This is a genomic window from Paenibacillus sp. PCH8, from assembly GCF_002968835.1.
In the GTDB taxonomy this organism is placed as follows: domain Bacteria; phylum Bacillota; class Bacilli; order Paenibacillales; family Paenibacillaceae; genus Paenibacillus.
In genome coordinates this window covers 1-13672 of the sequence record NZ_PKQK01000011.1, presented here as the reverse complement: position 1 = coordinate 13672, position 13672 = coordinate 1, and the positions used below count along the sequence as shown (strand labels likewise).

At 47.3% G+C, this 13672-nt stretch carries 9 protein-coding genes and 2 pseudogenes; all 11 read right to left on the bottom strand.

Features of this window, described 5'->3' with window-relative positions:
- Positions 1 to 56: 56 nt before the first annotated feature.
- A complete protein-coding gene (cobA, locus tag C0Q44_RS29505) occupies positions 57 to 1619 on the bottom strand; it encodes a uroporphyrinogen-III C-methyltransferase (protein WP_105410699.1) in 1563 nt (520 codons plus the stop codon).
- Between the two features lie 4 nt (positions 1620 to 1623).
- Positions 1624 to 2580: a hydroxymethylbilane synthase gene (gene hemC / locus C0Q44_RS29500; protein ID WP_105410698.1), complete on the bottom strand. Its 957-nt coding sequence runs from the start codon at positions 2578 to 2580 to the stop codon at positions 1624 to 1626.
- Positions 2581 to 2582: 2 nt separating this feature from the next.
- A pseudogene (locus C0Q44_RS29495) lies at positions 2583 to 3232 on the bottom strand (precorrin-2 dehydrogenase/sirohydrochlorin ferrochelatase family protein).
- A 5-nt stretch (positions 3233 to 3237) separates the two neighbouring features.
- Complete coding sequence (gene ccsA / locus C0Q44_RS29490; protein ID WP_374955169.1) at positions 3238 to 4065, bottom strand: cytochrome c biogenesis protein CcsA; 828 nt, start codon at positions 4063 to 4065, stop codon at positions 3238 to 3240.
- Between the two features lie 14 nt (positions 4066 to 4079).
- The gene (hemA, locus tag C0Q44_RS29485; protein ID WP_105410697.1) at positions 4080 to 5465 is read right to left on the bottom strand and encodes a glutamyl-tRNA reductase; all 1386 of its coding nucleotides are present in this window, start codon (positions 5463 to 5465) and stop codon (positions 4080 to 4082) included.
- 402 nt (positions 5466 to 5867) lie between these two features.
- Positions 5868 to 6527, bottom strand: coding sequence for a ribosome biogenesis GTP-binding protein YihA/YsxC (gene yihA, locus C0Q44_RS29480; RefSeq protein WP_219845209.1), 660 nt, complete (start codon positions 6525 to 6527; stop codon positions 5868 to 5870).
- Positions 6528 to 6683: 156 nt separating this feature from the next.
- Positions 6684 to 9023, bottom strand: coding sequence for an endopeptidase La (lon, locus tag C0Q44_RS29475; RefSeq protein ID WP_105410695.1), 2340 nt, complete (start codon positions 9021 to 9023; stop codon positions 6684 to 6686).
- 86 nt (positions 9024 to 9109) lie between these two features.
- Positions 9110 to 10866, bottom strand: a pseudogene (gene lonB, locus C0Q44_RS29470) (ATP-dependent protease LonB).
- Positions 10867 to 11033: 167 nt separating this feature from the next.
- Complete coding sequence (gene ispG / locus C0Q44_RS29465) at positions 11034 to 12131, bottom strand: flavodoxin-dependent (E)-4-hydroxy-3-methylbut-2-enyl-diphosphate synthase (protein ID WP_105410694.1); 1098 nt, start codon at positions 12129 to 12131, stop codon at positions 11034 to 11036.
- Between the two features lie 120 nt (positions 12132 to 12251).
- Entirely contained in the window at positions 12252 to 13505 is a 1254-nt protein-coding gene (gene clpX / locus C0Q44_RS29460) for an ATP-dependent protease ATP-binding subunit ClpX (RefSeq protein ID WP_105410693.1), read from the bottom strand.
- A 12-nt stretch (positions 13506 to 13517) separates the two neighbouring features.
- Positions 13518 to 13672 (bottom strand): ATP-dependent Clp protease proteolytic subunit (locus C0Q44_RS29455; RefSeq protein ID WP_181151225.1); only part of this gene is annotated, 155 nt, incomplete at its 5' end.

Below are 13672 nucleotides of genomic sequence, written 5' to 3'. Positions count from 1 at the left end.
ATGCATTATGCTCTATGCATGCAATTCTGTTCGAATTGCCGTTCTTGTTCTGTCGATTATTGGGGAAGAGCCCCTTCTCTTGTACCTGTCCGTTTCCAGTTGCACAGAACCGTGATCAGGCTATCGATCGTTGCTTCCTCTGCCATTAGTGTAACATGTAGTCCAGCCGCCTCTGCCGTCTTCGCTGTGACAGGTCCGATACAGGCAACCTCCACACCTTTCAGCAAAGGCAATGGATCTTGCAATCCCATACGTTTCAACATATTCATGAAGTTGGTAACCGTTGATGAACTTGTAAAAGTCATCGCATGAATGCCGCCTTCTTCAAGTAGCTTGAGCAGTTCATCATCATCCTCACCAGCGAGGATCGTATCGTAGATGATGGCTTCGGTGACGTGAAGTCCTCGTTCTCTCAACTGATCACGTAACCACGTACGAGCCAGATCTCCGTGTGGAAGCAACACTTTCTGGCCTTCCTTCAGCTCGCTCTCAAAAGTCTCAAGCATACCTTCGGCCTGAAAAGGGCCTTTGACGACCTCTGCAACGATGCCATGCTTACGCAAGGCGTCTGCTGTAGAAGGTCCCACGGCTGCAATTCTCGCTTGATGAATTGAGCGAATGTCCTTGCCTTCCTGTTCCAGATGGCGGAAGAAAAACTCCACTCCGTTTACACTTGTGAAAAACACCCAGTCATAGGTATTTAAAGCATTGAAAGCATCTTGGACACTTTGCTTGGCAGACTCACTGGACGGCATAACCGTCTCAATGACCGGAAACTCATACGGTTCCCCGCCGAGTTCCTCAATCCGATTCACAAGTTCACTCGCCTGACTGCGAGCACGTGTCACCAGAATTCGTTTGCCAAACAGCGGCAATGCTTCTGCCCACTTCAACTGTTCCCGTTGATTCACGACATCACCCACCACAATAACAGCTGGCGGTTGGAAATTAGCCGCAATCACTTTCGCTTCTATATCTTCAAGGGTACCTGTAATGGTATCCTGTTCCGCTCGTGTTCCCCAACGAATCAGAGCCACAGGTGTCTGCGCTGGACGACCATGACGAATCAACTGTTCGCTGATATATCCAATTTTGGCAACCCCCATCATAAATACAAGTGTGCCCGTGGCATTCGTCACTTTATCCCAATGGATGCTGCGATCGAGCTTGTCCGGACTCTCGTGCCCTGTAATGATAGAAATAGAGGAAGCATAGTCGCGGTGAGTTACGGGAATTCCGGCATAAGCGGGTACACTTATCGCGGCTGTAACCCCCGGTACAATCTCAAAAGGCACTCCGTTTTTGTGCAGCAAATCTGCCTCTTCCCCCACACGTCCAAAGATGGTCGGGTCTCCACCTTTAAGCCGAACCACGACCTTGCCTTCCAGCGCCAGATCAACCAACAGTTGGTTGATTTCTTCTTGTTTCATTGTATGCCGATCCGGTCGTTTGCCCACGTAAATCTTGACCGCGCCGGGTTTCATTTGTTTCAACAATCTTGGACTTGCTAATCGATCATAGACTACAGCATCGGCTTTACCGATGGATTCCCAACCTTTTACCGTAATCAGCTTCGCGTCCCCAGGACCTGCACCTACCAAAAAGACCTTCCCCACCATGTCTTCAACCCCTAACTTCTGCCAGTATCTGCTCTGCTCCCCGTTCAATCAATCTCCAAGCCACTTCTTCTCCAAGACGAACCGGATCTGTGCCGGTCAGAGCTTCTTTAAGAATCAGTCCACCATCCGGTGTGCCGACCATACCCGTTAATTGTAACGTTTTTTCTCCATTCAGGGAATCTGCATCTTGCTCCGGCACCCATACCGCATGCGCACCAATTGGAACCTGACACCCTCCATTCAATACGCTGAGAAAACGGCGTTCCGCCTGTACAGGAAATGCTGTCTCAGGATCGTTATACAGCTGCAATAAGTGCAACAGTTCCTCATCGTCTTCACGGCATTCGATACCGAGAGCGCCCTGACCCACTGCCGGAAGACAAGCAGTTTCGGTCAGATACTCTGTAATCCGGTCTTCCCAGCCCATTCGGTACAACCCTGCAGCCGCCAGGATAATGGCATCCAGCCCTTCTGTCTCCAGCTTGCGCAGACGGGAATCGATATTGCCACGAAGTGATTCCAATTGCAAATCTGGACGATATGCCTTCAATTGACTGGACCGGCGCAGGCTGCTTGTTCCGACTCTAGCACCTTCTGGCAATTGGTCAAGAGTAAGTCCACCATTGGAAATCAACGCATCCCTTGGGTCAGCACGTCGTGGAACAGCACCATTGATTAATCCTTCAGGTAATTCAGAAGGCATATCCTTCATGCTATGAACGGCCATATCAATGGTGCGATCCAACATCGCCTGCTCGATCTCTTTGACAAACAACCCTTTACCTCCAACTTTCGACAACGTTACATCCAGGATCAGATCTCCCTTTGTAACAATCTTATGTACTTCAAAGTCAAAAGCTAATCCTTCCCGCTCACAAATGTCGCGTAAATCCTGAATCACGTGGCCTGTCTGTGTTAACGCAAGTGCGCTCTGTCTGCTTCCCACTTTAATTGTACGCATATCTACACTTCCTCCTGATTACGGGATATCCAGTCCCCGATTTCTGCTTCTGTCCACCACCGGAAGTGGCCTGTACGAATATCTTCTAATATGTTCATTTCAGTTAAATGCCGGAGTAAAGTCCTTCTGAGACCCGGAGAGGATACGCGTGACTTCACTTCAGACCTCATCTGATGCAAAAACTCAAGATACGTCTCATATTCATCTCCGAACTGTTGTTCGAGTGTCGCACGTATCGCAGCAGCAGCAGCAGGTCCTGCTCCAGCTGTCGAGATGGCTATACTTAATCTCCCTCGTCTGACTACGCTTGGTGTAATAAAATTACTGTGTTCAGAAGACATTGCGTCGTTCACCAGTATGCCCGCAGCCTCCGCATCCCGAACCACAGTCGTATTGACCTCTGAACGGTCAGTCGCTGCATATACGAGAAAGGCCCCCGCAAATCTCCATTGCGGTAGGACCGGGCTATCCATTGAATTCGGGTTTCATTATGCAGTTGTTTTAATAAGGGTGTAAGCTCCGGACTAATGACCGTAATCTGGGCTTCGGCATGCAGCAATCCCTTTATTTTGCGCTCAGCAACACGTCCACCACCAATTACGCAGCAATTCTTGCCTGAAATATTCACAAATATTGGCGTGTAGCGCTCCATAGCCTTCACTCTCCCGTCCAACGATGAAACGCTGAATACGCATTGGATAAAAAACTAATAATGACAAATCCATACCCGATTAGTGTCCACCTTGCCATAATAATTGTAGAGAACTGTTTTCTTCTCTTGGATATGAAATACCCCACATAGATGGCAATGGCCAGACCTGTTGCAAGCACTTTGAGATCCAGGAGCAGACCCCAACGTCTCTCTGCCACAATGGATAACACTGCAAGCATCACAGAAACCCCAAGAAGCGGAGTACCGATCAATGTAGCACCATCCATATATTTCCCAATCACTTCCAGGCTCGGCAGACGTCTCACGGTATCATTCCACTTTTTGTTCTTCAGCTTGTGATGCAGGAACAGATACAACAAGGCAAATACTGTTGCAACAGTTAACGCTGCAAAACCGAGATTAGCCAATGTAATATGCATAATAAGCAGGCCATGCACGGTCTGCCAGTTGTGCAATGATATCTCTCCAGCCGTGAACCAGAGACGATTCAATACGGTAACGGAGAAACCTACCACATTCAGCAATAGAATCACAAATTCTGAACGCTGTATTCGAGTCATGACCAGGGACATCAGCACGATGCTGAATGAAAATATAAATAAAAAGTCAAAGGTCGTGTAGATTGGGAAATGGCCCTCGGTCCACATACGTAGAATGACATGAGTGACCTGTAGCCCCCAAACAACGACAAGAAACCCTGTGCCTGTCCGCTTCGCCCCCGCATTGCGTCGAATGCAGTCCGAGAAATAGAACAGTAGGCTCAGGGCATACATATAGATTAGAGCTTCATAGACTTGTTCAGCAAGGGTCAAGCTGCCCACCCGCCTTATACGCCTGCCGGAGCATAAGCCGGCACGGGGTCTTGCCGGTTTTCGTTAAGGTGAGCGGCTGGTTTGCGCAAAGCCGAAGCATCACTTTGATTTACTTTCTCAGCGGCTACTTCTACTGCATCTTCCAGAGCAAAAATCTGTGTAAACATGCGCAGAGCTTCATCACCTTGCTTCGTACCTGCCATTTCCTTGATTCGGTTAATCGGATCAGTCGTCATCTGGTTCACGATACTTTTGGTCAAACGACGAATCACTTTACGTTGGTGTTCATCCAGTTCAGGCAGTTTATTAAACAGGCTACCCATCGTTTCTTCATGAATGGACACACCTTTCTCCTGCAAAGCCCGAATGACAGGGCGAACGCCCAATGTTTTGAGCCATTGATAATAGTCTTCCATTTCGAGCTCAATCATTCGTTCAATCTTGGCAGCTTCCACCTTGCGCATCTCCAGATTACTCTCCACAATTCCTTCCAGATCATCAATATCATAGAGGAATACATTGGATAATTCACCGATTGCCGGATCAATATCCCGTGGAACCGCGATATCAATCAGGAACAACGGACGTGATTGACGACGTTTCATGCTCTCTCGAACTACTGCAGCATCCATCACATAACGTTCAGCCCCAGTGGAACTAATCACGATATCAACCTCATTTAGTCGCTCCAATGCCTGTTCCATCGTGCAAGGCGTTCCCCGAAATTTGGCTGCAAGTTCTTCAGCTCTTGCGAGCGTCCGATTCGCCACAATTACTTCAGATGCTCCATTGGCATAGAGGTGTTTCACTGTAAGTTCACTCATCTTGCCGGCACCCAGAATCAGTACTTTCTTATCTGTGAACATACCAAAGATCCGCTTGCCCAATTCAACCGCAGCATAACTGACGGATACCGCACTCTCCCCAATAGAAGTTTCGGAATGTGCCCGTTTGCCCAAGGTAACCGCTTGTTTGAAGAGCATGTTAAACCAAGTGCCTGTTGATTTCACTTCCTGAGCTTTGAAAAAAGCCTGTTTCACCTGTCCGAGAATCTGAGTCTCCCCAATAACCATGGAATCCAGTCCGCAAATGACACGGAACAAATGGCGCATGGCTTGATCATCTTCATATATATATAAGTGTTGCGTAAATTCTTCCCGTGGTACATTAAACCATTGTTCCATGAATGTTCGAATAAAATAACCACACATGTGGAGACGATCTACTACAACATACAACTCGGTACGGTTACATGTGGCTACGATTACACCTTCCAATACACTCTTGGTCAGCTTGAGCTGCTGCAGCGCTTCAGACAAGTCCTTTTCTGCAAATGTGAATCGTTCCCTAACCTCTACAGGCGCCGTGCGATAATTCAAACCAACGACAACGATGTGCATTGCAAGTTCACCTGCCTAATAAATTTCCAATCATAGTGCTTACTACATATCTCTATCCATTTATGATTGACATGGTTAATTATATCACACATCATAGCCCTGACCGGGTCATTTTTATGAAATGTTTATGAAGTTACCATGTGTTCATCATCATATGCATTGTCATTATTTGTAGTGTCTCACCAAAGTTCACCGTTATGCGTTAAAAAGTGCTTATCATGAATATTCATGATAAGCCGGATATTAAAACAAATAGCCATGGAATTATTCCATGACTATTGGGTTGGGGAAGGTTATGTGTTCCATCCCGATCTGTGAACATTGTTCATGTGATATTCTTGATTTATCTAGAATTCACTTAACCTGCTCACTTTCCCGCATTAAATCGGTATATACTCTCGGTCATTCGTTAATTTCGTTGTTTTCTTCCTCTTCAGGAGCATCCTCTGCATCCATTACTTCTGGGGCATATTTATCTATGCGAGCATGGCGAGTAATGATGTCCCATAACTCTTCTTTTCCCATTCCTTCTTCGGATGAAAAAGGTACAAACAGATCCCCTGAACGTAGACCCAGTGATTCCTTAATGACCTTGATATATTTAGCTCTGCGTGTTTTGGGGATCTTGTCCATCTTGGTTGCGACGACAACCAAAGGCAAGCCGTTATGACGAAGCCATTCATTCATCATCTTGTCTTCTTTGGATGGCTCATGTCTCATATCCACCATCTGCATGACCAACTTCAATTCATCGCGTCCCAACAAGTATTTCTCCATCATTTTGCCCCAGGCAAAACGCTGCTCTTTCGAAACTTTAGCGTATCCATACCCCGGAAAATCGACGAAGTAGAGATCCTGATTGATTTTATAGTAGTTCAATTGCTGTGTCTTACCCGGTGTCGAACTTGTCCGAGCCAGATTTTTACGATTAATCAAACGATTAATCAGTGAAGATTTTCCCACATTGGAGCGTCCTGCCAAAGCAATCTCTGGCAGACCGTCCTCGGGGTATTGTTCAGGCCGAACGGCACTGATAATAAATTCAGATTGATTTACTTTCATATTGTATCTGTCCTCTCTTGAACTCCTGTGCTTTTGCATGACTGTTGATGGTATTATGCCATGGATTGTTCTATCATACCAAAAAAACCGTTCCAGCGGACGCCGAAGCCTCCGCAGAACGGTCTACTCTTCATACGCACCCTTCGGATACGTAGATTACAGGTCAATCCCTGCCTGCTCAACAAGTGCATGCTGCAGGACCTGATCCATATGGGATACGGGGACAAACTCCACATCTTCCTTGATGCTGTCCGGAATGTCACGCAGGTCTCGTTCGTTATCTTTGGGCAATAATATTTTTTTGTAGCCGGCACGATGGGCTGCCAGTGACTTCTCTTTCAAACCACCAATCGGTAGCACGCGCCCCCGAAGCGTTATTTCACCTGTCATAGCGATATCCTTGGAAACATGTTTGTTCGTCAAAGCTGAGATTAACGCGGTTGCCATCGTAATACCAGCAGATGGACCATCCTTCGGAATGGCTCCTTCCGGCACATGAATATGGATATCGTTCTTCTCATGGAAATCGGGTGCAATTCCGAGCTTTGTCGCTTTGGAACGGGTGTAACTGAATGCGGCTTGAGCCGATTCTTTCATGACATCACCCAGTTTACCTGTGAGGGTCAACTTCCCTGTTCCAGGTACCACAGTCACTTCAATGATAAGAGTATCTCCGCCCACTTCAGTCCATGCAAGCCCTGTTACGGTACCAATCTGGTCTTCCAGTTCGGCCATGCCATAACGGAACTTACCAGGCCCGAGAAAATCTTTGACCTCATCGGATGTGATGTTAATTGGGCCTTCCACACCAGATACGATATTTTTGGCCGCTTTCCGGCACAAGGAAGCCATCTGCTGTTCCAGATTCCTCACACCGGATTCCCGTGTATATTCGCGAATAACTCGCAGCAACGAGTCATCCGGGATTTCAAGCTGTTCTTCTTCCAAGCCATGATCCTGCTTCTGTTTGGGCAGCAAAAAGTTTTTGGCAATTTGCAACTTCTCCAGCTCCGTGTAACCAGGAATGTTGAGCATTTCCATCCGATCCAGCAATGGACGGGGAATGTTGTGTACCGTATTGGCAGTGGTTATGAACATAACGTTGGATAAGTCAAACGGCAATTCTACAAAGTGATCACTAAACGTATTATTTTGTTCAGGATCAAGCACCTCAAGTAGTGCCGCGGAAGGATCTCCACGGAAGTCTGAAGCCATCTTATCAATCTCGTCCAGCAGGAATACCGGATTGAGTGTACCTGCCGTTTTCATTCCCTGGATAATACGCCCAGGCATCGCTCCTACATAGGTACGTCGGTGCCCACGAATCTCCGCTTCATCCCTTACGCCACCAAGAGAAATTCTTACAAACTCCCGGCCCAGCGATCTGGCGATCGAACGGGCAAGTGATGTTTTACCCACCCCCGGAGGTCCAACCAGACAGAGGATCGGCCCTTTGAGCTTCTTGACGAGCTTCTGAACAGCCAGATATTCCAACACACGCTCTTTGGGCTTATCCAATCCGTAATGATCTGCGTTAAGCACATCCTCGGCTTTTTGGATATCCAGATCATCTGCTGTCACCTGACTCCAGGGAAGGCTGAGCAGCCAATCCACGTAGTTGCGAATGACGCCACCCTCGGCTGAACTTGAAGGCATTTTCTCCAGTCGATCAATTTCTTTCTCTACCTTTTCTTTCACCTTATCCGGCAAGCCGAGTTCTTCCATCTGAGTACGAAGTTCCTCGACCTCACCAGCACGGCCTTCTTTTTCACCCAGTTCTTTCTGGATCGCTTTCATCTGCTCCCGCAGATAATATTCCTTCTGCGTTTTCTCCATCTGTTTCTTCACACGTTGGCTGATCTTGCGTTCAAGTTCCAGCACTTCGCGCTCGTTGTTCAGGATGTCCAGCAATTTCTCCAGACGTTGCCGAACGTCGATGGTCTCCAGAATTTCCTGTTTATCTTTAATCTTCAGGGCCAGATGACTCGTGATGACATCGGCCAAGCGCCCTGGTTCTTCAATATCGGACACAGCCGCAAGTGTCTCCGGTGTAACTTTTTTAGACAGATTAATATAATTCTCGAACTGGTTCAGAACCGTACGCATCAAGGCATCCGTCTCCGGATGTGTGTTCTCCTCTTCAGGCAGTTCTTGTGCCAGCACTTCGTAATATTCCTCATTGTCCGTATATTCAATAATTTCAGCCCGTTCCAAGCCTTCCACAAGTACACGAATCGTACCATTCGGAAGCTTCAGCATCTGTCTGACCTTGGCCACGGTTCCGATTCTGAAAATGTCCTCTTGTGTTGGTTCTTCAATATTTACTTCGGCTTGGGAACATAGGAGAATCAAATGTTCTTCTACCATCGCTTTTTCTAAAGCCTTGACCGATTTCTCCCGGCCCACATCGAGATGCAGTACCATACTCGGGTAGACGAGAAGTCCTCTTAAAGGCAGTAAAGGAAAACGACGACCTTTCGCTTTGCTCGGTCCCATCGCTTTCGCACCTCCAATGGCTCTCAGGTTGTAGTCATTCATTATTCTATCAAATGTTCACATAAAAAACCAATGAAGGAAAGCGCTTAGCAGCTTCCCGAATCTGTAACCTGTCCCGGACGAGGCACGTCAGCACGCAAAAAGGAAGCGGATGCCGGTGGGAAAATCTCCGGTGCAGGTGTCGCTGCCTCTTCTGTCAGCTTCATGTGTTCCACCTGTGGTGATTCTGGGACCCAGGCGAATACTTCACGGAATACGTCCTGAACCGTATCTACCGGAATTACGCGCAATCCCTCCAGGTTCTCAAATATGGACTGCCAGTTCTCTGCTGGAATAATAACCGTCTTCGCTCCTGCCTGAAAAGCAGCCTCCACCTTGGCCAGTACGCCACCAATAGGTTTGACCCGACCATGGATGCTAATCTCACCCGTCATCGCTGTCTCATTATCTACAGGGCGTCTCTGAATGGCTGATGTAATGGCAGTCGCCATAGCAATCCCGGCAGATGGACCATCAATGGGCGTCCCCCCGGAAAATTCACGTGTAAATCATAATCATTCGGACGAATACCCATGGCTTTTAATACAGTTAACACATTTTCAACCGAACCTTTAGCCATACTTTTACGCCGGAGTGTCCGCGAACCGCCTCCAATCTCTTCCTCATCCACAACACCTGTTATGTTGATTCGGCCCTGATCTTTAAGAGCCGGAACAGCAGACACTTCAATCTCCAAAATAGTACCCATATTCGGTCCGTACACTGCCAAGCCGTTGACAAACCCCACCTGTGGCTGGGAGGGCACCTTACGATCAGGCCGCGGTTGGATCTGGCTGCTGCTAGCCACCCACTCCACATCCGACGCCTGAAGCGTCTCACGTTTCTCCGTGAGCGCGAGTCCCGCAGCAAGCTGAATGATATTAACCGCTTCACGCCCGTTGGTTGCATAACGCTTGACCACATCAACGGCATCCGGACAAGGGCTAAACCCTATTTTCTGGACAGCGTCTTCTGCAATTCGTCCAATCTCCTCGGGCAGCAATGGACGGAAATAAACCTCCATACACCGTGATCGCAAGGCAGGTGGCAGCTCATGGGGAGAGCGTGTCGTTGCTCCGACAAGTCGGAAATCGGCCGGTAGTCCATTTTGAAAAATATCGTGGATATAAGCAGGAGTATGCGTGTCTTCGGAGTTATAGTACGCACTCTCCAAAAACACCTTTCGATCCTCCAGTACTTTCAACAGCTTATTCATCTGAATTGAATGCAATTCACCAATTTCATCAATAAACAGCATTCCCCCATGAGCTTTCGTCACAGCGCCCGGTTTGGGTTGGGGAATTCCTGCAACGCCCATAGCTCCTGCTCCCTGATAGATCGGATCATGAACCGAACCAATTAAGGGGTCTGCAATACCACGTTCATCAAAACGTGCTGTCGTTGCATCAAGTTCCGTGAATTTGGCGTCTGGTTTGAAAGGCGAAGACGGATTCTTCTTGGCCTCTTCTAACACGACCCTTGCGGCAGCTGTTTTCCCAACGCCAGGAGGGCCATAAATGATAACGTGCTGCGGATTCGCACTACATAACGCGGCCTTGAGTGCACGGAGTCCATCTTTTTGTCCAACAATATCATTAATAGTTGCCGGACGTGTCTTCTCCGACAGCGGCTTGGTGAGTGAGATTGAACGCAGCTTGCGCAGCTTCTCCAGTTCCTTGCGGGATTCACGCTCGACCGCACTGCGGTTCGTTTTCTGACCACGCAGCAGGTTCCAGAAATACAAACCAATCACCACTCCAAAAAATAACTGAATCAACATGAAGACCATTCCAAAATCACCCATATCTCAACATCCTCCTATTCCGTCCCTGTTCTCATCTGTGATCATGCTAATACTTGGTAGTATAGCCTTTTCACCGAGACGTAAACGGGAGATACCGAATTTGTATGCGAGAATATAAAAAGCCCGCCATTGCCGGCGGGCTGTTACAGAAACAAGATATGAATCAATCAGTGCGAACGACCTGGAATAACGCCCGTCTCTTCATAGGACTCGACGATTTTGTCGATCTCTTTCTTTAATTCCTCAACCATAATTTCTTCAGGCACTTTGCGGATCATCTTACCATGGCGGAACAAGAGACCTTCTCCACGTGCACCGGCAATCCCGATGTCCGCTTCTTTGGCCTCACCAGGGCCGTTAACCGCACAACCCAGTACCGATACTTTAATTGGCACTTTAAGTTTGGAGATATACTCTTCCACTTCGTTGGCAATGGAGAACAGATCGATGTCCAAACGTCCACATGTCGGACAAGAGATCAGTGTAGCTGCATTCGTGATCAAACCGAAGGTTTTCAGCAGGTCACGTGCAACTTTAATTTCCTCAACCGGGTCCGCACTAAGCGATATACGCATCGTCGAACCGATCCCCATGGATAACAAGGCACCCATACCTGCAGAGCTTTTGATGGTACCAGAGAACAGTGTGCCCGCTTCTGTAATTCCGAGATGCAGAGGGTACTTGATAATTTGGGCTGCTTTGGTATAAGCCTCAATGGCCATTGGCACATCGGATGCCTTGAGGGATACGATGATATCGTGAAAATCAAGCTCTTCCAGAATACCAATGTGATACAATGCACTTTCTACCATAGCATCAGCCGTAGGATAACCGTATTTGTCCAGCAAGTGGTTCTCCAGAGAACCGGCGTTTACCCCGATGCGGATTGGAATTCCACGCTCTTTACATGCTTTGACGACTTCTTCCACTTTGGAACGTTTACCGATATTACCCGGATTAATCCGTACTTTATCAATACCATTCTCAATCGCAAGTAACGCCAGCTTATAGTTGAAATGAATGTCCGCTACGAGCGGTATGTTAATGCGTTTCTTGATTTCCTTTATGGCTGCGGCGGCTTCCTCATTATTCACCGTTACACGTACCACTTGACAGCCAGCTTCTTCCAGTCGCAAAATCTCTGCAACGGTCGCCTCAACGTCTGCCGTTTTGGTCGTACACATACTTTGGATAATGACTTCGTTGCTACCACCAATCGTTACGTTTCCCACTTTCACGGGACGTGTATCTTGTCTTAAATACATGAGTGATTTCTCTCCCCACAACGTCAAAGCTCCACCCTGACAGAGACAAGAATTCGCCTTCTGCCAAAGTGGAGAACTGACAAGTCTATATTTCAGAGTACAACAGGGTTCAGTCCTTAATTAAGCACTTTCTTCCTGCTTATCGTCCTTCGATTGGCTCAGTTCAGGCACGACTCTTTTCTCAACAACTTCTTCAGTAATGACACAGTCTGTAACGTCTTCTCGTGAAGGCACTTCATACATGATTTCAAGCATGATACCTTCAATGATTGCACGCAATCCACGTGCACCCGTGTTACGTTTGATTGCTTCTTTCGCAATTGCGAGCAATGCAGCCGGTTCAAACACCAGATTCACATTGTCCAACTCAAGCAGTTTTTGGTACTGCTTTGTAAGCGCGTTTTTCGGTTCGGACAGAATCCGTACCAATGTATCTTCATCCAGCGGCTCCAACGTGGAGATCACTGGCAGACGGCCTACAAATTCCGGAATCAGACCGAATTTCAGCAAGTCTTCCGGCAATACCATACCCAAGTATTCACCTGGTTTCAGATCTTTTTGCTCAGTAACGGTGTTGAAGCCAATGACTTTTTTACCGATCCGGCGTTTGATCATTTGCTCCAGACCATCAAAGGCACCGCCACAAATGAACAGAATGTTGGTTGTATCGATCTGAATAAATTCCTGATGAGGGTGTTTACGACCACCTTGTGGTGGTACAGAAGCCACAGTTCCTTCAAGAATTTTCAAAAGCGCCTGTTGCACACCTTCACCCGATACATCACGTGTAATCGATGGGTTTTCGGATTTACGCGCTACTTTATCAATCTCATCGATATAAATAATGCCGCGCTCTGCCTTTTCCACATCATAATCAGCTGCTTGGATCAGCTTGAGCAGAATGTTCTCTACATCCTCACCCACATAACCGGCTTCTGTTAATGAAGTAGCATCAGCAATAGCAAAAGGAACATTCAGAATTTTGGCCATCGTTTGCGCAAGCAACGTTTTACCAGAACCTGTAGGTCCTAACAGTAAAATGTTACTCTTGGACAATTCAACATCTTCAATCTTGCTCTGTGTGTTGATCCGTTTGTAGTGATTGTACACTGCAACAGACAATGACTTCTTCGCCTGATCCTGTCCAATAACATATTGATCCAGAATATTGCGAATTTCTTTCGGTTTTGGAATATCCTTGAGGTCTATTTCTTCGTCATGACCGAGTTCTTCCTCAACGATTTCGGTGCAAAGTTCGATACATTCATCACAAATGTACACGCCTGGTCCAGCGACCAGCTTACGTACCTGTTCCTGAGATTTACCGCAAAAAGAGCATTTCAGTTGCCCTTTCTCATCGTTAAATTTAAACATGAAACCACCCCTTTAGGAATTGATCGGTCTACTGAGCACCTGGTCAATAATGCCGTACGTTTTAGCTTCGTCAGCGCTCATGAAGAAGTCACGGTCTGTATCCCGTTCAATTTTCTCAAGGGACTGACCTGTACGATCGACGTATATTTGATTCAGTTTCTGACGTG